This window comes from Thiosulfatimonas sediminis (assembly GCF_011398355.1).
GTDB lineage: Bacteria > Pseudomonadota > Gammaproteobacteria > Thiomicrospirales > Thiomicrospiraceae > Thiomicrorhabdus > Thiomicrorhabdus sediminis_A.
Genome location: NZ_AP021889.1, coordinates 320310 through 341944 on the forward strand (window position 1 = coordinate 320310; position 21635 = coordinate 341944).

Annotated in this window: 19 protein-coding genes; all 19 read left to right on the plus strand. The window is 46.9% G+C overall.

All coding sequences use genetic code 11. The features are described from left to right. Positions 1–181 precede the first annotated feature (181 nt). The 19 genes from HRR27_RS01430 to HRR27_RS01520 all read left to right on the plus strand — a co-directional run bounded on the left by HRR27_RS01430 (position 182) and on the right by HRR27_RS01520 (position 21626). A complete protein-coding gene (locus tag HRR27_RS01430) occupies positions 182–1417 on the plus strand; it encodes an HlyD family secretion protein (protein ID WP_173269785.1) in 1236 nt (411 codons plus the stop codon). Then, entirely contained in the window at positions 1417–4593 is a 3177-nt protein-coding gene (locus HRR27_RS01435) for an efflux RND transporter permease subunit (RefSeq protein WP_173269788.1), read from the plus strand. Before HRR27_RS01430 ends, HRR27_RS01435 begins: the two co-directional genes overlap by 1 nt. Positions 4594–5004: 411 nt before the next feature. Next, positions 5005–6993, plus strand: a complete 1989-nt coding sequence (gene tkt, locus HRR27_RS01440; protein WP_173269791.1) for a transketolase — start codon at positions 5005–5007, stop codon at positions 6991–6993. Between the two features lie 363 nt (positions 6994–7356). Further along, positions 7357–8358 carry a type I glyceraldehyde-3-phosphate dehydrogenase gene (gene gap / locus HRR27_RS01445; RefSeq protein ID WP_173269794.1) on the plus strand — a complete coding sequence of 334 codons (1002 nt, stop codon included), beginning with the start codon at positions 7357–7359 and terminating at the stop codon, positions 8356–8358. A gap of 292 nt (positions 8359–8650) precedes the next feature. Beyond that, complete coding sequence (locus HRR27_RS01450; RefSeq protein ID WP_173269797.1) at positions 8651–9829, plus strand: phosphoglycerate kinase; 1179 nt, start codon at positions 8651–8653, stop codon at positions 9827–9829. Positions 9830–10044: 215 nt separating this feature from the next. Next, positions 10045–11490 (plus strand): pyruvate kinase, encoded by a 1446-nt coding sequence (gene pyk, locus HRR27_RS01455; protein WP_197905422.1) that lies wholly within the window; start codon positions 10045–10047, stop codon positions 11488–11490. Between the two features lie 125 nt (positions 11491–11615). Continuing rightward, positions 11616–12680: a class II fructose-bisphosphate aldolase gene (gene fba / locus HRR27_RS01460; RefSeq protein WP_173269800.1), complete on the plus strand. Its 1065-nt coding sequence runs from the start codon at positions 11616–11618 to the stop codon at positions 12678–12680. Between the two features lie 599 nt (positions 12681–13279). Continuing rightward, the gene (locus HRR27_RS01465; RefSeq protein ID WP_173269803.1) at positions 13280–14689 is read left to right on the plus strand and encodes a form I ribulose bisphosphate carboxylase large subunit; all 1410 of its coding nucleotides are present in this window, start codon (positions 13280–13282) and stop codon (positions 14687–14689) included. 52 nt (positions 14690–14741) lie between these two features. Further along, positions 14742–15083 carry a ribulose bisphosphate carboxylase small subunit gene (locus HRR27_RS01470; protein ID WP_173269806.1) on the plus strand — a complete coding sequence of 114 codons (342 nt, stop codon included), beginning with the start codon at positions 14742–14744 and terminating at the stop codon, positions 15081–15083. A gap of 51 nt (positions 15084–15134) precedes the next feature. Continuing rightward, positions 15135–17534, plus strand: a complete 2400-nt coding sequence (csoS2, locus tag HRR27_RS01475) for an alpha-carboxysome scaffolding protein CsoS2 (protein WP_173269810.1) — start codon at positions 15135–15137, stop codon at positions 17532–17534. Positions 17535–17550: 16 nt separating this feature from the next. Further along, positions 17551–19041: a carboxysome shell carbonic anhydrase gene (locus tag HRR27_RS01480; protein ID WP_173269814.1), complete on the plus strand. Its 1491-nt coding sequence runs from the start codon at positions 17551–17553 to the stop codon at positions 19039–19041. 19 nt (positions 19042–19060) lie between these two features. Continuing rightward, entirely contained in the window at positions 19061–19318 is a 258-nt protein-coding gene (locus HRR27_RS01485) for an alpha-carboxysome shell vertex protein CsoS4 (RefSeq protein WP_173269817.1), read from the plus strand. Positions 19319–19320: 2 nt separating this feature from the next. Then, on the plus strand, positions 19321–19587 hold the full coding sequence (locus HRR27_RS01490; protein ID WP_173269821.1) for a EutN/CcmL family microcompartment protein: 267 nt from the start codon (positions 19321–19323) through the stop codon (positions 19585–19587). A 25-nt stretch (positions 19588–19612) separates the two neighbouring features. Beyond that, positions 19613–19903, plus strand: coding sequence for an alpha-carboxysome major shell protein CsoS1 (gene csoS1, locus HRR27_RS01495; RefSeq protein WP_173269824.1), 291 nt, complete (start codon positions 19613–19615; stop codon positions 19901–19903). A 29-nt stretch (positions 19904–19932) separates the two neighbouring features. Further along, the gene (gene csoS1 / locus HRR27_RS01500) at positions 19933–20220 is read left to right on the plus strand and encodes an alpha-carboxysome major shell protein CsoS1 (RefSeq protein WP_279585868.1); all 288 of its coding nucleotides are present in this window, start codon (positions 19933–19935) and stop codon (positions 20218–20220) included. Positions 20221–20246: 26 nt separating this feature from the next. Then, positions 20247–20555, plus strand: a complete 309-nt coding sequence (gene csoS1 / locus HRR27_RS01505) for an alpha-carboxysome major shell protein CsoS1 (protein WP_173269831.1) — start codon at positions 20247–20249, stop codon at positions 20553–20555. A 32-nt stretch (positions 20556–20587) separates the two neighbouring features. After that, positions 20588–21136: a ferritin-like domain-containing protein gene (locus tag HRR27_RS01510; protein ID WP_173269835.1), complete on the plus strand. Its 549-nt coding sequence runs from the start codon at positions 20588–20590 to the stop codon at positions 21134–21136. Beyond that, entirely contained in the window at positions 21133–21402 is a 270-nt protein-coding gene (locus HRR27_RS01515; protein WP_173269838.1) for a 4a-hydroxytetrahydrobiopterin dehydratase, read from the plus strand. Before HRR27_RS01510 ends, HRR27_RS01515 begins: the two co-directional genes overlap by 4 nt. Next, a complete protein-coding gene (locus tag HRR27_RS01520) occupies positions 21399–21626 on the plus strand; it encodes a hypothetical protein (protein WP_173269841.1) in 228 nt (75 codons plus the stop codon). Before HRR27_RS01515 ends, HRR27_RS01520 begins: the two co-directional genes overlap by 4 nt. Positions 21627–21635 lie beyond the last annotated feature (9 nt).

The following is a 21635-nucleotide window of genomic DNA, read 5'->3' on the forward strand; positions in this document are numbered from 1 at the left end:
ACGTGTTCCAATAAAATAAGGTGGCTCTTAGTGTCTCTAACTTGAATTATCAAGAAAGCATGGCAATCGCAGAATATAGCACGCAATTATCAACAGATTTTGAGACAGTGGCGTTAGAATGACCGCAAAACGAGATTCCGTAAAACTCCGTGATTGGAGTTCAGAAAAGGTTAGGTATTGCATGATTAAAAAGCTAATAAAACGACTGTTGCCGCTATTGATTATCGGTTTAGCGATTGCCGCTTTTATCTATATGAAAAACTCCAAACCTGTGCAGCCGCCTGTGGAAGTCAAAGAGAAGGTTTGGTCGGTTGAGTCGCAAGTGTTGCAATTGCAAAGCCGAACAGCGGTGCAGACGTTGTTTGGTCAAATTGAGTCGAATGCGCTGGTAAAAGCAGCGGCTCCGATTGCTGCGGTGGTTGAGCAGGTTAAGGTGTTACCCGGTGATGAAATTGTCGCAGGGCAAGTATTGGTTGCTTTATCGGCACAAGATGTCGCGATTTTAATGGCGCAAGCCAAAGCCGATGTGGCGGATACACAAGCGCAGTTGACGCTACAAAAATTGACCATTGAAGCGAATAATCAGCGTTTGATTCATGAAAATAAAGTGCTGGATTTAAAGCAAGAAGCCTTGCAACGAGCTAAAACGCTGTTGAAAAAAAACCTTGCTTCACAGTCCTCCGTTGACACAGCTAAAGAGGCCTTGGTGCGCCAAGAATATGTGGTTGTGGGTGCGCAGCTTGCAGTGCAGCAGAGTGGAGCGCAATTAACGCAATTACAAGCGCGTTTGGCCAAGGCGCAAACCACGTTGCAGCAAGCTCAGCTAAATCAGCAGCGTGCTGTGGTTAGAGCGCCGTTTGCCGGTCGAGTGGCCGCAGTGAATGTGAGTGAGGGGGATCGTGTGAATGTTGGTGCGGTGCTGGTCTCATTTTACGGTTTTGATAGCATGGAATTGAAAGCGAAGTTGCCCGCCAGTGCTCTTGCGCAAGCGCAACAGGCTTTTACGCAGGGGCAACCGCTGCAGGCGTTCGTGGGCAATGTCGAACAAGATAGGCTGGTTTTGCCGATGACTCGTTTGGCTGGTCAGGCAGAAACCAGTGGTGTGGATGCCTATTTTGCTTTGCCGCCGCAATTGCATGCTAAGCGTCCGGGCGAGTTGTTGGAGGTTTATTTACAAAGCCAAGCGCAGACACAAGTTGCAGCGGTACCTTACAGTGCGTTGTATGGTAATGACCGTATTTATCAGATTGTTGATGGCCGATTGCAGTCGATGCAGATTAGCCTGCAGGGTGAAGTTTTGCAGGACGGTAAATTGCAAGCGTTGATTCGCGCACCCGAATTGCGCGATGGAATGACGGTGCTGGTGACCCATCTGCCCAATGCGATTAACGGTCTGAAAGTGGCAGAGGTACAGTAATGGCTGACAAGAATTCCTCTCATCCGCATCCAGACGCTTTAGATAGCGATTTTGCGATACCGGAAAGGCCGTTTAAATCCCGCGGGATTATCGGTCTGTTTGCGCGTCATAAGGTTGCGCCGAATTTATTAATGTTGGTGATGATTCTGGCTGGAATTGTTGCATTGATGAAGTTGAATGTGCAGTTTTTTCCTAATTTCGAGTTGGATTATGCCTCGGTACGCGTGGTTTGGCCGGGGGCGAACGCCGAGGATGTCGAAAAGAGTGTCACCGACCCGATTGAGCGGGTGTTGCGCAATATTGATAATCTGGATGAGATGACGTCGACATCGGCACAGGGTTTGTCGACGGTGACCTTGAAGTTTGAGCAAGGCACCGACATGATTGAGGCGGTTGATCAAGTCAGTCAGCGAGTTAAAGAGTTACGTAATTTACCACAGGATATTCAGGTGCCGGTGGTGGAGCGAGTTGTGCGTTATGAGCCGGTAGCGCGCTTATTGGTGTTGAATCAAAATGGCTCTTTGGATGAGTTGCGTCCATTGGTGCGTCAGTTTGAGCGTGAACTGCTGGATTTGGGGATTGATAAAATCAATTTTACCGGCCTGCCAACCGAAGAGATGGCGGTGGAGGTTTCACAGCAGAAGCTGGAACAGCATCAATTGTCTTTAGAGATGATTGGCAATCAATTATCTGCAATGAGTCGCGATTATCCGGCGGGCACGGTGGGCGATGATGATTCGGTGCGCGAGTTGCGCGCTTTACAGCAAAAACGGGACGAAATTGCTTTTGCACAAACGCCGATTGTCAATTCAGTCAGCGAAAATGTCACTTTAGGGGACATTGCTGCGATTGAGCGCCGTCCGCAGAAAAATGCGCCTTACATTATGGTTGACGGCTATCCTGCTATTGAGATGCAGTTACAACGTGCCGAAAGCGGCGATACCTTGAAGTCTTCGCGGATTATGCAGAATTGGTTGGCGCAAACCGAACCGCAACTGCCTCAGGGTGTTCAATTTAAGGTATATGACGAAACTTGGTCATTGGTGAATCAACGAATTATGTTATTGGTTAATAACGGTATCAGCGGATTGATTCTGGTGGTGTTGATTCTGTATATCTTTATGCACGGGCGGGTCGCTTTTTGGGTTGCGGTCGGGATTCCGGTTTCCTTTATGGCGACCTTGATGATTCTCTATTTGGCCGGTGGCTCAATCAACATGGTCAGCTTGTTCGGTTTGATTATGGCGTTAGGGATTATCGTCGATGATGCCATCGTGGTTGGTGAAGATGCACTGGCGCATCACGAACGCGGTGAACCGGCGCTTGAAGCGGCCGAAGGGGGCGCGCATCGAATGCTGGGGCCGGTGACGGCATCCTCTTTGACGACAGTAGGGGCATTTTTGCCGCTGATGATGATCGGTGGCGAGATGGGGAATATTCTGTTTGCGATTCCTCTGGTGATTATTGCGGTTATCTTCGCGTCTTTATTGGAAAGTTTCACTATCCTACCGGGACATTTACGTCATGCTTTGCATAAAGTAGAACCTGCTAAAGAGGGTTCGGTGCGCTTTAGACTCGATTCTGCGATTAATCATTTTCGGCATCATCAATTTCGTTCTGTGGTGCGTTGGTGCTTGGCGCATCGTGCTATTACCATTAGCTCGGCTTTGGCGATGATGATTTTTGTTATTGCGCTTTTGGCGGGTGGGCGGCTTGGTTTTGTCTTTTTCCCATCGCCCGAGTCAACCAAATTAAATGCTGATGCGCGCTTTGTTGCTGGCACGCCGGCGGCTGTTTCGGCTGGTTATGTGGGGCGATTGTATCAGGCGCTATTGGAAACTGAGCAAGCGCTTGAGCCAGGGATTTTGAAAGTTGCGGTAGTGCATTACAACAAAACCAGTCGTCAGACCGGGCCAAATTTTTCGGGGATTAATATCGAACTCGTCGAGCCGGATCAACGTCAGACTCGTAATGCTGAATTTATTCGCGTTTGGCAAGAGAAAGTCGGTACGGTTCCTGGTTTGGATGTTTTGACCATTGAGGCACCGCGCATGGGGCCGCCGGGCAGCGATATTGATATTCGCTTAACCGGTGCTGAGCCGAAAAAGTTAAAAGAAGCGTCGATTGAGTTGCAAGAGGTTTTAACGCAAATTCAAGGCGTCAGCGCGATTCGCGATGATTTGCCGTTTGGGCGCGATCAGTTAATTTATCAATTGACGCCGCAAGGTGAGGCGCTTGGCTTTACTTATTCATCGCTTGGTCGTCAATTGTCGGATGCGTTTTCGGGTCGTCTGGTACAGATTTTTACTGATGCGGAAGATGAGGTTGAAGTGCGGTTACAGTATCCTCGAGCGCAACAAGCCACCTTGGCAAGTTTAAATTCGATGCAAGTTGTTGCGCCGTCCGGTGAGCGTGTGCCGCTTAATGTTGTCGCTTCTTGGCAGACGCAGCGCGGCTTCGATATTATGCGCCACGTTAACGGCCAGTTGGCGGTGACGGTCGTGGGCGAAGTCGATAAAACGGTGAATAATGCCAATCGCATTCTGCAGACTTTGGAGAGCACCACCTTGCCAGAATTGCAGTCTAAGTTTGGAATTAATTATTCGTTAGAAGGCCAGAATGCTCGACAGGCGGAAACCATGGGGGATATGAAAGTGGGTCTATTGATTGGCCTGTCGTTAATTTATATTGTTCTGGCTTGGGTGTTCGGCTCTTACGGTTGGCCACTGGTGGTGATGATGGCGATTCCGTTTGGATTGGTGGGTGCAGTCATGGGGCATTGGTGGATGGGCATTGATATGACGATTCTGTCGATGTTCGGTTTTTTCGGTTTATCCGGAATTGTGGTCAATGACTCGATTATTTTGGTGAGTTTCTATAAGCAGTTACGCGAAGCCGGTTTGTCGGTGCAGGAGGCTTTGGAGGAAGCAGCGGTACAGCGAGTGCGTGCGGTTCTGTTGACCTCCTTGACTACCATCGCCGGTTTGACGCCTCTGCTGTTTGAAACATCGCTGCAGGCGCAGTTTTTGATTCCAATGGCGACTGCGATTGCTTTCGGTTTGATGTTTTCTACCTTGCTGATTTTACTGGTGATTCCGTCAATGCTTTCACTGTATGAGCAGTTTTTGCTGAAAGTTCAGGGGAGGCATCATCAGATGCATCCGCCTAGTCCTTAGTTGAGTGCTTAGCCTAACCCCGAAATGTTCGGGGTTTTTTGTTGCGTTTGTCATCGAGCGGTCATCTTTGTTCGTTACGTCTAGGGCAAAATAAATGGCGATTTTGTGAATCGAGTGGGTGTAAATGTAAATGTTAATCTGCCTTGGTTGGGCAATGACCGAACGCAATAGGTTGTGTGTTTCAGTAAAATTTACCGCTAGTTACTGATTTTTAATGGAATTTATTGCAAAAGCGATTTTAAAAAATATTGTGTCCAAGATAAGAAAACTTGATGCAAAACGCAATTTGAGAGAGAATATGCGTCCAAATTTACCCTGTGGAGAGCCTTAAGGTTCTGAAGTTCTTCGATAAACCGTGAGTAAGGCGGCTTCACAGTAACCGAATTTTTGTTTAAAAATTGAGGAAAATCTATGGCAACTCGTAGAGATCTAGCTAACGCTATCCGCGCATTAAGTATGGACGCGGTTCAAAAAGCCAACTCTGGTCACCCAGGTGCACCAATGGGTATGGCGGACATCGCTGAAGTATTGTGGAATAGCCACATGAAATTCAACCCGACCAATGCGAATTGGGCGGATCGCGACCGTTTCGTTCTTTCTAACGGTCACGGCTCTATGCTTATCTATTCTCTACTTCACCTTTCTGGTTTTGACCTAAGCATGGACGATATCAAGCAGTTCCGTCAGCTTCACGCGAAAACAGCGGGTCACCCAGAGTATGGTTATGCGGATGGTATCGAGACCACCACTGGTCCTTTAGGTCAAGGTATCACCAACGCCGTAGGTATGGCGATTGCTGAACGTACGTTGGCAGCACAGTTCAACAAGCCTGGACATGACATCGTTGACCACCACACTTATGTGTTCATGGGTGACGGTTGTTTGATGGAAGGTCTTTCACACGAAGCGTGTGCAATGGCCGGTACACTAGGTCTTGGTAAGCTAATCGCTTTCTGGGATGACAACGATATCTCTATCGACGGTCCGATTGGCGACTGGATGGAAAAAGGGGTTCCTGGACGTTTTGTTTCTTATGATTGGCACGTTATTCCAAATGTTGATGGTCACGATGCAGACGCAATCAATGCGGCCATTGAAGAAGCGAAAAAAGTCACTGACAAGCCAACGCTTATTTGTACTAAGACGGTTATCGGTTTTGGTTCACCAAACAAAGCAGGTACTTACTCTTGTCACGGCGCACCTTTGGGTGACGAAGAAATCGCTTTGGCACGTGAGCAACTAGGTTGGACAGCAGGTCCATTTGAAATTCCAAAAGATATCTACGCTGGTTGGGATCACAAAGAACAAGGCGCGAAAGATGAAGCGGCTTGGAACGAAAAATTTGCTGCATATAAAGCGGCTTACCCAGCTGAAGCAGCTGAGTTTGAACGTCGTATGTCTGGTGAACTACCTGCGAACTTCGAAGTTGAAATGGATGCGTTTATTGCTAAGACTCAAGCAGATATGCCTAAGTTGGCTTCGCGTCAAGCATCACAGAAAGCAATCGAAAAACTGGGTGAAATTCTGCCAGAAATGTTCGGTGGTTCTGCTGACTTGACCGGTTCTAACCTAACTAACTGGTCGAAGATGGTTAAGGTTAATAAAGAAAACGCGAATGGTAACTACCTGTCTTGGGGTGTTCGTGAATTCGGTATGGCGCACATGATGAACGGTATGGTTCTTCACGGTGGTTTCAAAGTGTTTGGTGGAACTTTCTTCATGTTTATGGAGTTCATGCGTAACGCTCTACGTATGTCTGCATTGATGAAAATCGGTACGATCTATGTTTACACGCACGACTCTATCGGTCTGGGTGAAGATGGTCCTACACACCAGCCAGTTGAACAACTAGCAACCATGCGTGTTATCCCTAACTTCCAAACTTGGCGTGGTTGTGATGCGGTTGAATCTGCGGTTTCTTGGAAAGTGGCTATGATGCGTTCAAACGCTCCAACCGCTTTGGTATTCTCGCGTCAAGCGCTAACACCAATGCCGCGTACCGCTGAGCAAGTTGCCAACATCGAGAAGGGTGGTTATGTACTGAAAGATTGTGCAGGTACGCCGGATCTAATTATTATTGCAACCGGTTCTGAAGTTGGTTTGGCCGTTGACGCTGCTGCAGCAATGGATGCAAATGTTCGTGTGGTTTCTATGCCTTGTACTGATGCGTATGATGCACAAGATCAAGCGTACAAAGATTCTGTACTGATTCCTGGTGTTAAACGCGTTGCGGTTGAAGCAGGTATTAAAGATTGCTGGTACAAGTACGTTGGTCTAGACGGTGATGTTGTTGGTATGACGACCTTCGGTGAGTCTGCGCCGGCAGAAGAACTGTTTAAAGAGTTCGGTTTCACTGTTGAGAACGTCGTAGCAACTTGTAACAAAGTTCTAGGCAAGTAATTTATTTGCTAGAAAGGCGATTTCGGTGAACGGTTTAGCAGTCGTGTATTTCAATGCACTCCTGCGACCCGCCAAGAAGTCGCTAACTCTAGCAGCGAATTAGACATAATCACGCTGCTCAATTTCGAGCTAAAAGATTGTGAAGAATTTAAAGTTAGTTGAATGTTCGACTACTTGAATATCCAGCGTGTTTAGCGTTGTAGCTGGGCTGCGATTGAGTGAAGTTCATGAGCATCGATAACGATGTGATTGATCTGAACGATTGAAGTAACACCGCTACAGCCTTAAAGACTAAAGATAAAAAAGTTTTATTTTTGAAACGGTAGGAATAAGCCTTGCCGTGTAATTTTGGAGAAAACGATAATGACAATTAAAGTTGGTATCAATGGTTTTGGCCGTATCGGTCGTATGGCTTTCCGCGCAGCTGCTAAAGACTTTCAAGACATCGAAGTTGTAGCGATTAACGATCTTCTTGATCCTGAATACCTAGCATATATGCTTAAGTATGATTCAGTTCACGGTCGTTTTGACGGGACTGTTGAGGTATCTGGCGGTAACCTAATTGTTAACGGTAAAACGATTCGTATCACTGCAGAGCGTAATCCAGCTGACCTTAAGTGGGATGAAGTGGGTGCGGATTTGGTTATCGAATGTACCGGTTTCTTCTTGACGGAAGAGTCTTGCCAAGCGCACATCGAAGCGGGTGCTAAGAAAGTTGTGCAGTCTGCACCTTCTAAAGATCACACTCCAATGTTCGTTTACGGTGTTAACCACAATGAATATAAAGGTGAAGCAATCGTTTCTGCGGCATCTTGTACCACTAACGGTTTAGCGCCTGTTGCTAAAGTTCTGAATGATAACTTCGGTATCAAACGTGGTCTTATGACAACGGTTCACGCTGCAACGGCAACGCAAAAAACCGTTGACGGTCCTTCTATGAAAGATTGGCGCGGTGGTCGTGGTATTCTTGAGAATATCATCCCATCTTCAACTGGTGCGGCTAAAGCGGTCGGTGTGGTTCTTCCAGAGCTTAACGGTAAATTGACTGGTATGGCATTCCGTGTACCGACTTCTGACGTTTCTGTTGTTGACCTAACGGTTGAGCTAAACAAAGAAGCAACTTACGCTGATATCTGTGCAGCAATGAAAGCGGCTTCTGAAGGCGAAATGGCGGGTGTTCTTGGTTATACCGAAGAAGCCAACGTTTCAACTGACTTCCGTGGTGATTCTCACCCATCTATCTTTGACGCTAAAGCAGGTATTGCACTTGATTCAACTTTCGTTAAAGTCGTCGCATGGTATGACAATGAATACGGTTATACCTGTAACATGATGCGTGTGGTTCGTCACGTAGGTTCTAACTAATCTGATTCATTTTGTTTGTGAGGCATTTCGTTGTTGTGGCTGCCAGTCGTTTACTACAGTAAACTCCTTCGGCACGCCTAGAACTGCCTCAACAACCAAATGAATCAGTCGTAGTTGGACTGAACGAACACTATAATTTGAGGGTTAGGAACCTAGTTTCTAATTCTCAAATTAAATTTGCTTGTCAGTTTTTCGGTTGCTTAACCTGAGAATTGAAAAGCAAATTTAATTTTTATATTAATCCAATCACCGCTGGCTCCAGTGGTTTTAACTTTGATAAAGAGGACTCAACATGTCTGTAATTAAGATGTCTGATCTAGATTTAGCTGGTAAGCGCGTTCTGATTCGTGAAGACCTAAACGTTCCAGTTAAAGATGGTAAGGTTACTTCTGATGCGCGTATTCGTGCTTCTTTGCCAACCATTAAAATGGCAGCTGACGCTGGTGCAAAAGTAATGCTTATGTCTCACCTAGGTCGTCCAACCGAAGGTGAATATGATGAAGCGGCTTCTCTGGCGCCAGTAGCAGCAGATCTTTCTGCAAAACTAGGTAAAGAAGTACGTCTAGTTAAAGACTACCTTGACGGTGTTGACGTTGCAGATGGTGAAGTGGTTCTTCTTGAAAACGTTCGTTTCAACGTTGGTGAAAAGAAAAACGCTGAAGACCTATCTAAAAAATATGCAGCACTATGTGACATCTATGTAATGGATGCTTTCGGTACGGCACACCGTGCGCAAGCTTCTACTCACGGTGCGGGTGCTTTTGCTCCAGTAGCGTGTGCAGGTCCTCTTCTAGCAGCAGAACTTGATGCGCTAGGTAAAGCACTAAACAACCCAGCGCGTCCATTAGTTGCAATCGTTGGTGGTTCTAAAGTTTCGACTAAACTAACTGTTCTTGAATCTCTATCTGAGAAAGTTGATCAGCTAGTTGTTGGTGGTGGTATTGCAAACACGTTCATCGCGGCTGCAGGTCACCCAGTTGGTAAGTCTCTATATGAAGCAGACCTAATCCCGACTTGTAACAAACTGAACGAAATCATGGAAGCACGTGGTGCAGCGATTCCTTTAGCGTCTGACGTTGTGACTGGTAAAGAGTTTTCAGAATCTGCTGCGGCAGAAACCAAAGCAGCAGCAGATACCGCTGAAGACGATATGATTTTTGATATCGGTCCTGATTCTGCAGCTGAACTAGCAGAAATCATCAAAAACGCAGGCACAGTTGTTTGGAACGGCCCAGTAGGTGTTTTTGAGTTTGATCAGTTCGGTGAAGGGACGAAAGCGGTTTCTATGGCGATTGCTGAGTCTTCAGCTTTCTCTATCGCAGGTGGCGGTGATACCCTAGCGGCGATCGATAAGTATAATATCGCTGATAAAGTTTCTTATATTTCTACCGGTGGTGGTGCTTTCCTTGAGTTCTTGGAAGGTAAAAAACTACCTGCAGTAGCAATGCTTGAAGAAGCAGCAGCTAAATAATTTTTAGCTAACTGGGTCGTTTTCTACGGCCCAGTTTTATTCTCCTCATTTATTTTTATAAACCTAGCTTGGCAATAGATGAAGGGTGGCTCGTCAAGTATATTTACAAAAGCCCCCAGCCAATACTGGCTGTGGATCGGCGGCAGTAAGCATATTTCGCGAGACATCTTTATTTGACTGTTACCAGGCCTTAAATAGAAAAGGAATCTATTCAAATGGCAGTAAATGGTTTGCGAAGAACAAAGATTGTAGCAACACTTGGACCAGCAACTGACCGCGAAGGCGAGTTAGAGAAAATGATTGAAGCGGGTCTGGATGTGGTGCGTATTAATATGTCACACGGTAATCCAGAAGAGCATATTGCGCGTGCGCAACGAGTTCGTGATTTAGCCGTAAAATACGATCGTGAAGTTGGGGTTCTGGTGGACTTGCAAGGTCCTAAAATCCGTATTGCTCGTTTTGCAGAAGATAAAATTTTCCTGAACGAAGGTGATAAGTTTGCACTGGATAATAACGTTGGTAAAAACAACGGTAATCAGCACGAAGTTGGCCTGACCTATAAAAACCTACCTTACGATGTTAAGACGGGCGACAAATTGTTGCTAGACGATGGTCGCTTGGTTTTCCAGGTTGATAATGTCGAAGGCGAGCGTGTTAATACCACTGTTTTGGTTGGTGGTTCTTTGTCGAATAACAAGGGAATTAACCTTGCTGGTGGTGGTCTTTCAGCAGCGGCATTAACCGATAAAGACAAAGAAGACATTATTACTGCAGCGCAAATGGAAGCCGATTATTTGGCGCTGTCTTTCCCACGTTCTGCAGAAGATGTTGAGTATTGTCGTTCATTGGCGCAAAAAGCCGGATTGAACTGTTCAATTGTATCCAAAGTTGAGCGTGCGGAGGCGGTGGCCGATGATGCAACCCTTGACGGGATTATCTTGGCGTCTGACGTTATCATGATTGCGCGTGGTGATTTAGGGGTTGAAGTGGGTGATGCTCAACTGCCTGCGCTACAGAAGAAAATGATCAAGCGTTCTCGTCAGCTAAACCGTGTCACCATTACAGCGACACAGATGATGGAAACGATGATTGAGAATGCTATTCCGACTCGTGCGGAAGTATTTGACGTTGCCAATGCGGTTATGGATGGTACTGATGCGGTAATGCTTTCAGGTGAAACGGCAACGGGTCGTTCTCCTAGTTTGGTTATCGAGACGATGGGACGTATCTGTCGTGAAGCGGAAAAACAACGTTCAGCACGCGAATCTACGCACCGTATTGATGAGTCTTTCACTGCAGTTGATGAAACGATTGCGATGGCGGCAATGTATGCAGCCAACCATTTTGATATTAAGTGTATCGCAGCCTTGACCGAATCGGGCAATACCGCTTTATTGATGTCGCGTATTTCATCAGGTAAGCCGATTATTGCTTTGACGCCACACATTGCAACGCGTCGTAAAGTGACGTTGTATCGCGGTGTTTATCCATCATCAGTGCGTTACGATGAGTTAGATAATAACGAAATCAAGAAACAAACTCTTGAGCATTTGAAATATCACGGTTTAGTGAGTTCCGGTGACATGGTGTTATTTACGCGTGGCGAGCTACGTGGCCAGTTAGGCGGTACTAACATGATGGAAATTGTTAAGGTAGATTAATTATCTTGACCGGACGCTGGGTGATTTGTTCAGCAATTTTTATATTTGGCGGCTAATTTAAAGCCTGCTAGAATATTGAAACTTTTTTAAATATATTTTTTGAAACCAATAGAGGAGTCTCGCAGATGGCGATGATTACACTTCGTGAATTAATGGATTACGCGGCAGAACACAGCTTTGGTATGCCTGCGTTTAACGTAAACAACATGGAACAAGTTCGTGCAATCATGCGTGCAGCTGACGCTTGTGATTCTCCAGTAATCCTTCAAGGTTCTGCTGGTGCGCGTAAATACGCTGGTGAGCCAATGCTACGTCATATGGTTGCTGCAGCGGTTGAAATGTACCCACATATTCCAGTTGTTATGCACCAAGATCACGGTTCTGACGTTGGTGTATGTCTTCGTGCAATCCAATCTGGTTTCACGTCGGTCATGATGGATGGTTCTTTAGAAGCAGACATGAAAACCCCGGCTTCTTATGAGTACAACGCTGGTATCACTGCTGAAGTTGTTAAAATTGCTCACGCGGGCGGTGTTTCTGTTGAAGGTGAGCTAGGCTGCCTAGGTTCACTTGAGACTGGTAAAATGGGTGAAGAAGATGGTCACGGTTCTGATGAAGAGCTAGATCACTCTATGCTTCTGACTGACCCTGAAGAAGCGGCTCAGTTTGTTAAAGATACGAATGTTGACTGTTTAGCAGTTGCTGTAGGTACTTCTCACGGTGCTTACAAGTTCACTTCTAAGCCATCTGCCGATGTTCTAAAAATTGACCAAATCGCTAAAATCCACGCACGTATCCCAGATACTCACATCGTAATGCACGGTTCTTCTTCTGTTCCAGAAGAGTGGCTAGACATCATCAACAACTACGGTGGTGACATGGGCGCGACTTATGGTGTTCCTGTTGAAGCGATCGTTGAAGGTATCAAGCACGGTGTTCGTAAAGTAAACATCGATACTGACCTACGTATGGCATCTACTGGTGCGATCCGTAAGCACCTACACGATAACCCATCTAATTTCGACCCACGTAAGTTCTACAACGCGGCTGAAAATGCAATGATGGAAATCTGTAAAGCTCGTTTTGAAGCTTTCGGTTGTGCTGGCCACGCTTCTAAGATCAAGTCTCTTGGTCTAGAAACGATGCAAGCACGTTACGCTGCTGGTGAACTTGACCAACGCGTAAAATAATCAACGCTGTTTGATTTGCTGAAAATAAAACCCGATGCAGTCCTGTGCTCATCGGGTTTTTTATTGATCTTACTCACGTGTAAGGTACGGCACTCAGGCGTTTTCCCCAAGTTATGCACAGTTTATTCTAATTTGTCTGTGCATAACTTTGGCGTTGCGCTAAAGCGTAAATAAGTAATAACGCGGCTATCTATAAGAAATCGCAGAAATATTTACTACTTAATAAAATAAATAAGTGGTGTTTAATTGCCAAAATTCTGTGGATAACTTATGGTTGTGGCACTCTGTTTCAGGATACAAACGAATTTATTTATCCAATTTGCTTGATTTTAATCAATATTAAGCGGTGATTTTAGTGATTGCTTTAGTCAGTTTTACCTTTAACAGTAAATCAATAGGGCGGTAAAAAACCAATAAAATCATGGGGTAAGCACGCTATAGCGTTATCATTAGCGTGCGCTAATGAATGCGTCTATAGAGACCTATAGAGAATATTCAATCTTTAGTGCTCTTTCTTTCAATTGGTTATTGGGGGAAGTGGTCTCTATTATGTACCCTGAATTTTAATTCAACTCCAACCTCAAAGGGAGCATTTAACTATGGCACAAACATTTGATGCTGGTGTACAAGACTACCAGTTGACTTATTGGACTCCAGACTATGTACCTTTAGACACAGACCTATTGGCTTGTTTCAAAATCGTAGGTCAGCAAGGTGTTCCGCGTGAAGAAGTTGCAGCAGCGGTTGCAGCAGAATCTTCAACAGGTACTTGGACCACAGTATGGACCGACCTATTAACGGATATGGACTTCTACAAAGGACGTGCATACCGAATCGAAGAAGTACCAGGTGATAAAGAAGCGTTCTACGCATTCATCGCTTACCCACTAGACCTATTTGAAGAAGGTTCAGTTGTAAACGTACTAACTTCATTGGTAGGTAACGTATTCGGCTTTAAAGCACTACGTTCACTGCGTCTAGAAGACATCCGTTTCCCAATCGCATACATCAAAACGTGTATGGGACCACCAAACGGTATCCAAGTTGAACGTGATCGTATGAACAAATACGGCCGTCCACTACTAGGTTGTACCATCAAGCCAAAACTAGGTTTGTCAGGTAAGAACTACGGTCGTGCGGTATACGAGTGTCTACGTGGCGGTCTAGACTTCACGAAAGATGACGAAAACATCAACTCACAACCGTTCATGCGTTGGCAGAACCGTTTCGAGTTTGTTGCAGAAGCGGTAAACAAAGCGCAAGAAGTAACAGGCGAGAAAAAAGGTCACTACCTAAACGTAACGGCAGCAACCCCAGAAGACATGTACGAGCGTGCTGAATTTGCGAAAGACCTAGGTCAGCCAATCATCATGCACGACTTCATCACTGGTGGTTTCACAGCGAACACGGGTCTAGCAAAATGGTGTCGTAAAAACGGTATCCTGCTACACATCCACCGCGCGATGCACGCAGTAATCGACCGTAACCCACGTCACGGTATTCACTTCCGCGTACTAGCGAAATGTCTACGTCTATCTGGTGGTGACCAACTTCACACAGGTACAGTAGTAGGTAAACTAGAAGGTGACCGCGCGTCAACGCTAGGTTTCGTTGACCAACTACGTGAAGCATTCGTACCAGAAGACCGTTCACGCGGTGTATTCTTCGACCAAGATTGGGGTTCAATGCCAGGTGTATTCGCAGTTGCATCAGGTGGTATCCACGTATGGCACATGCCAGCGCTAGTAACCATCTTCGGTGATGACTCAGTTCTACAGTTCGGTGGTGGTACGCAAGGTCACCCAGGCGGTAACGCGGCAGGTGCTGCGGCAAACCGTGTAGCGCTAGAAGCGTGTGTTAAAGCACGTAACGAAGGTCGTGATGTAGAGCGTGAAGGTGCAGACATCCTACGTGACGCAGCGCGTTACTCTCCAGAGCTAGCAGTAGCCCTAGAGACTTGGAAAGAAATCAAGTTCGAATTCGACACAGTAGATAAGCTAGACGCCTAATCGTCGCCAATCCCCTGAATTTGAACAAATCCGTTAATAAGGAGTTTAAAAGATGTCTTTTAACACAACTGATTACCGCACTAAGTTCACAATGGAAACATTTGGTTTCCTACCAGAGCTTACTGCTGATGAAATCTACGACCAGATCGTGTACCTAATCAACCAAGGTTGGGCACCATCAATCGAGCATGATACTGTTGCGAATATCCAATCGACATACTGGGATATGTGGAAGCTACCATTCTTTGGTATGCGTGATCCGAACGCAGTATTGGCGGAGATTGAAGAATGTCGTCGTCAATACCCAGACCACCTGATTCGCGTTGTTGGTTACGACAACTACACTCAGTGTAAAGGTCATGAGTTCGTAGTTTACAAACCACGTGGCATGTAATTGCTGTTTGGATTATTTGATTAACTAACGAATGAAAAGGGAGGCCAAAAAATGAGTCAATCTCAAAGTGGTCGCGCAGCAGCGCAAGCACGCCGTCAAGCACAGCTTGGTGGTGCGTCTACCTCCCCGACAGCGTCAAGCAGCCAGCCTAGTCCGCGTCAAGCGGCTAAGCAGGCACCTGCTCCAGCACCGATTCCATCGCGTGCTGAGCAGCGTGTTCATAAGGCTGCTCCGGTTGCACCTGCAGCACCAATGGCTTCAAGCCGTCAGCGTGTGCAAGTGATTAGCCAGCCGATTGCTGTGGCTGAAGGTCGTGAAGCAGCAAAACAACGTCGTTCTTCTCAGATGAAAGGGAATCGCGGAGCGAATAAATATGCTCCACAAAAAGCGAGCAATAACCTGCATCCGAAAGCAAAAGCCTATCAAAACCGTGTTAATTCTGAGAGCGTGAAAGCAGCCGCTGTTCAAGTTCCAGAAAAAGCCAGCGTGTCTGCAACGACAACGCAATTTTTAGCTGTTTCGGCAACTAAAAAGGATAACGCTGTGACTGGTAAGCCTGTCGTTGTAGCCGATGGTCGTAATGCGGCGCAAAAACGTCGTCAAACACAATTGCGCGGTAACAGTGGTTATCAGAAGCAAAGCAGTAACAACGTTCATCCAAAAGCGAAAGCGTATCAAAACCGTATTGCGTCACAAGAAGTCGCAAAACCAGTTGATGCTCCGGTTGCTAAGGTTGATGTTGCACCAAAAGCACAGACTGCGACGCGTGTTGAAACACGTCGTAATGAAGTGAAAGCGGTTGTTGCAGCGAATGCTAACCCAAGTCGTGGTATGTCACGAGCTTATCGCAAAGCGCGTACTCAAGGTAAAACCGTTGAATCTGCTTATAAAACGAAAAGCGGACAAAGTGGTGCAGTTGCTCGTATGAGTAATCCTGAAGCCTCAAGTCGTGATATTGCCCGTACAGTTCGTACCGAACGCTGTGTACGTGGAAAAACGTGTGGTACAGCGCCATCTGCTAATGCAAAACGCGGTCGTAAAAACCGTGATAATTCTGCCCCTGATAAGGTGGGTCATTCGACCACTTTAAACGGACAAGCAGTTTCTGGAACGCAAGTTGGTCAAGGTAGCTTGACTGGTGCGGAACGTGGTGCATGTAAAACAGTTAGCGGGACGGAATATTTCGGTTCTGAAGAGTTTAATACGCATTGTGCAAGCACGCCAGAAGCGGGAAAGCCAAAAGTAACCCGTACGCAAACCACTCGTGGTGAAACGATTAGCGGGACAGCTGTCGGTAATGCTAAGGCCGTAACGGGTGACCGTGCCGGATCCTGTGCAACGCTAACGGGTACAGAATATTTGCCAGCTGATGAAGCTGAAAAATTTTGCGGTACAAAACCTACTGTGCCAGCAAAAATTACTGGTTTCAGTGTAGATTCTAGCCAGTTGGATGCCAAAGAGAATGGTTCGAAAGTGACCGGTAGCAACAGCTACAAGTCGCAGTCAACGACTCTTCGTCCGTCCGAGCCAACAGCAGCGCCGCAAAAAGTGGTTGCTTCAAAAACGGCTTCTGGTAATAAAACCACTGGGACTCAAGTTGGACGCTTAAAAGATGTAACTGGCGATGAGCGTGGCTATTGCTCCGCAGTAACCGGTACAGGCTATCAAGGTGCTGAAGAAACAGAAACTCTGTGTGATTCAAAACCAGTAGCAGCGCCAGCAAAAATTACTGTTTCAAGCACCACTCGCGGTCAAATCGTAAGCGGCGATCGTAGTGGCGAAACAACCGGTATTACCGGCGCCGAAGCAGGAACGTGTAAAGCAATTACAGGTTCTTCATATATGTCGGCAGAACATAGTGCAAGCTGTGGAATCCAAGCGAAAGCAGAAATTCAGCACCGTACTATGGGATCGGTAATGTCGGGAAAGCAAGCTCTGACCGGCGCTCAACCAGGACCTGATGGTCTTACGGGTGCAGAAAAGGGGGCATGTGAATTAATTTCGGGAACGCCATACCAAGGAGCAGCACAAACTGCCGCGGTATGTGGTAGTCAAGTTGCCGCCTCTCAACCAGGTGAACCTGATTTTCCGCAATTAATCAACGCGAACATTCCCGCTGCGCCGGTCAGTGCACAGCAAATGATGTTAGCACCGGTGGTAGGAATGCCTACCGTTGTGCCAGTTGCGGTTGTTGAGGAAACTCCAGAACCTGCTTCCCGCATTACCGGTGATGGTTGGGATCGTGGCTCGAAAATCACGGGTACCGAAGGTCACTCGGCGACTTCTCGAAATGCTTCTTACGGTGGTGGACGTACTCCAGCGCCAGTTGCAGGTGCACACGGTTTTCGACCAAAAGCAATGCCGGATGTTCCGCAAAGTGTGATAACTGGTTCAGCAGGAAACACCTCGACAGGCGCGAAAGTGACCTTGACTGGTGGGGCTCGTGCTTAACTGAAAATCGGTTGCTATGAATAAGGCAGTATTTACTAAGGGTGCACGTCGTAAGGCTGCAAAACAACATGTGGTGCCTGTACCTTATAAAAATGGTTTGGTTCCGCACTTGTTTGCCCCTACTTTTAGAGTAGGGCATCCTTTAGTCGATACCGTGGAGAATCAGCGCTTACGTGATTATGAGTTGACGTCTAAAGCTCGTTTCGATCGTATTGAAACGTTGTTACCGCGTCTGCAAAATATGGTAGGTCTTGGTGATTTTTCACGTTCGGCAAATGCCATTTTACAAGCTGAACTTGGATTTAAGTTGCCAGATAAGGTACTTGCTGAGGCAAGTGTCGGCGGCCTGAATCTAAGCAAGCTTTATGCTCAATGCGTGTTTGAACAATATCTTGCATTTAGCCAAGAGTTTTTCGAGCAAGACCCGCTTAAAGGTCAACAAACTGCAGAGGTAGCGGAGGTATTTCAATCATTGGGATATCATTCGATCGGTGTCGCGCCATGCGCGGATGGTCGTTTAGCGCACTTTGTCAGCTATATATTACGGTTGCCCTATTCTTTGGTGCGTCGTAAAGCCCATGCTGGTGCCTTGTTTGATGTCAGCGAAAGTGTAAGGAATTGGGTCTTTACCGAACATTTACGGTTTCGAGAAGCTAAGCCTAATGCGGCCAATGAAGCGACCCGATATTTAAAAATCGCGTCCTATCATTTCTCAAAATCCGATCCACATCATCAAGGCTGTGCTGCGCATGGCAGTGACGATACAAAAGCTGCACGAGCGGCTTTGGATAAATTAAATGCTTTTAAGCAAGCGATTGAAGATCGTTTTGGTTGCGGAGCGACCGTCGATATCGCCCTTTTGGGGGTTAATACCGATGATGATAGTTTACGGGTGCATATTCCTGATGAATATGGCCAGGTTGGTTTAGCAGACTATGTTGATAGTCATTTGCTGTATCACCAAACATTGAATTTAGATGCCGAGCAAGCACGTGCGGTGTTGGTTGACAGTCTACGGGTTTCGCATCTTCGAAAGCGCGTCGATAAAGCAGCCAACTTACGTAAGCTACTTGCTTGGTTGCTTGAGCGTAATCTGGCACAGATTGACTATGTGCATCATTATGAATCTGGCTGTTACAGTGATATCGGTCACGCGGAACGCTTTATTGGAATAGGCAATGGGTTTAGTGAAGTGCAGTTGCGCAATCTAACCTATTACAGTTTTTTGGAGACTCTTGAAGAAGGGCTTGATGATGTCAAAGTTGGCATCAAAATTTTCAAAAAACTGAATCTAACTAAGATGTTGCCGATTCCGCTGATTGTCGGTTTTGAATATGACGGACGGGTTCCGGGTTCAAAAGACCGCGCTGCGAACAAGGCAAAGCGGATTGCTGGCTTAGTTCAGCAACGCTTTGCCGAGTTATCTGCAACTGGAATGTTGCACACGATGTGTACTCTGCGCGATTACAGTAGTCATCGACCAGCATTCCGGCTAGATAACGATTAACCGATTTAAGGATGGCAAAGTGAAAATTTGGCGTGTTACCGGCACGGTAGTTTCTACCAATCGAATAGCGATGATGGACTATATGCCGTTGCTGTTAGTGGAAGACAAACCGGGTGGCAGTCCGATGGTTGCGGTTGACCCGGTAGGCTGTCGAAAAGGCGACTTCGTATTGTGTTGCGGCAGTTCAGCGGCGCGAGATGCGACCGGAACCAAAGGCTACCCAAGCGACCTGACCATTGTCGGAATCCTCGACAAATGGGACTGGGAGAGCAAGTAGCGATGCAGATTCATCAAATAGGCCGACAAATCACCCTAACCAGTCGACTAGATGATTTAGGGCATCTGCCGCTCAAAGAATTAAAAACGCTAGGCGGGGGCACAGCCGTAGGCATGGACCCGATTGGCACCAAAGAAGGCGATTGGGTATTTACGATTGCCAACTCTGCGGCGCGAGACGCTGCCGGAGACAAACGATTACTAAGTGATTTAACGGTGTCCGGAATAATTGATAATTGGCAGGACATCATCAACCCAGATGACAAATGAATAAAAAACTCGAAAGGAGAAACCGATGAGTGAATATGGTATTGCTTTAGGCATGATCGAAACCCGCGGCTTAGTTCCAGCGATTGAAGCAGCGGATGCGATGACTAAAGCGGCAGAAGTACGCCTAGTTAGCCGTGAATTTGTAGGTGGTGGTTATGTAACCATTATGGTTCGTGGTGAGACAGGTGCGGTCAACGCAGCAGTACGTGCTGGTGCAGACGCATGTGAGCGTGTTGGTGACGGTCTGGTTGCGGCGCACATCATTGCCCGTCCACACAAAGAAGTTGAACCTGTTTTAACTGCAGAAAAAGCATAAGTTTATAACCCCCTATTAGTCAGGAGAAAATCATGAGTGAATACGGTATTGCACTAGGAATGATCGAAACACGTGGTCTAGTACCAGCCATCGAAGCGGCTGATGCGATGACCAAAGCAGCGGAAGTACGTTTAGTCTCTCGCGAGTTTGTTGGTGGTGGTTATGTAACCATTATGGTTCGTGGTGAGACAGGTGCGGTAAACGCAGCCGTTCGCGCTGGCGCAGACGCGTGTGAGCGTGTAGGTGACGGTCTAGTTGCAGCACACATCATTGCACGTCCACACAAAGAAGTTGAACCGGTACTTACCGCTCAATAATCCCCCCTATTTTAAGGAGCCTATTCATGAGTGAATATGGAATTGCACTAGGTATGATCGAGACGCGTGGTCTTGTTCCTGCAATCGAAGCAGCTGATGCTATGACGAAAGCGGCGGAAGTCCGTCTTGTTTCGCGTGAATTTGTTGGTGGTGGTTATGTCACCATTATGGTTCGTGGTGAAACCGGTGCGGTCAACGCAGCAGTACGTGCTGGCGCAGACGCGTGTGAGCGTGTAGGTGACGGTCTGGTTGCGGCGCACATCATTGCCCGTCCACACAAAGAAGTGGAGCCTGTTTTAGAAATGGGCAACACCGGTTCAGCGAAACGTCTGTAAGGGTTAATTCTCACTGAGACCAGGAGGCACGAATGCGTTACCAACCGAATATGCAAGGCAATGTCCTGCCGGGCGCTGCCGCTTACCCTCGCTTTGAAAGCGCACAAACACAAGCGCCGAATACGCAAATATTAGGTTACTTGGGTCGTGCATTGAGCTTGGAGTTTTCAGCAGGTCAGCATTATCTGGCTCAGGCTTCCTTATCGAAGTTCCGCAACGAAATGCAGTTTGCAGAAGGTTTTGTGACCTTGGCAAACGAAGAATTTCAACACGCCAATCTGATTACGGACCGAATGGTAAGCCAAGGTGCTTTACCGGCGGGAAGTATTCTCAGTCCAGCGAATTCAGCGAACAACATTATTGAAGCGCTGCGCACGTGTGAAGCGCGAGAACTGGCGTTGATTCAACTTTACGGTGAAGCAACACAGTACAGTCAAAATGTGGGTGCTGCGGATGATTTTGCGTTGTTCTCTCGTCTTTTAGAAGAAGAACAGACGCAATTGGTTCGAGTACAAGGTTGGCTAGAAGAGTACTACCAAAACATGGCCGCGAATCCGGTACCACAATGGAACTTTGTATGAGTCCAAAGTGGAAGCAACGAGATAAAGCGGGGACCTTAGAAGCGCGATACGAGTTCGCGAGTTTCGATGTCCTGCGTGAATTTTTGGATGAAGTTGCGGAGGTTGCAGAAACCGTCGGGCATCACCCAAATCTCAGCTTCGGACGAGAACATGTCTCGGTAATTATTTACGCTCACGAGCAATCGGGTTTGAGTGACATCGATTTTGCGTTAGCGCAGGGTATTGATGGCGCTCTGCTTAAAGTGACTCAGGAGACAGCGGAATGAGTGAACAGAATCGTGGTGAAATTCCAGCAAATGTGATGGCAGATGCCAGCCCAGCAGAGAGTGCTGCGCCGGTGGAGTCAGTTTCAACTGCGGCGAAAAAGCCAGTGGTTAAGAAAGCACCAGCCAAAGCGGCAGCGAAACCTGCGGTGAAAGCGGATGCGCAAGAGACACACATTGCGGACAAGATTAAGGCGTTCCCAAGACGTCGAGTCTGGCCGGATTAAGTTTTATCG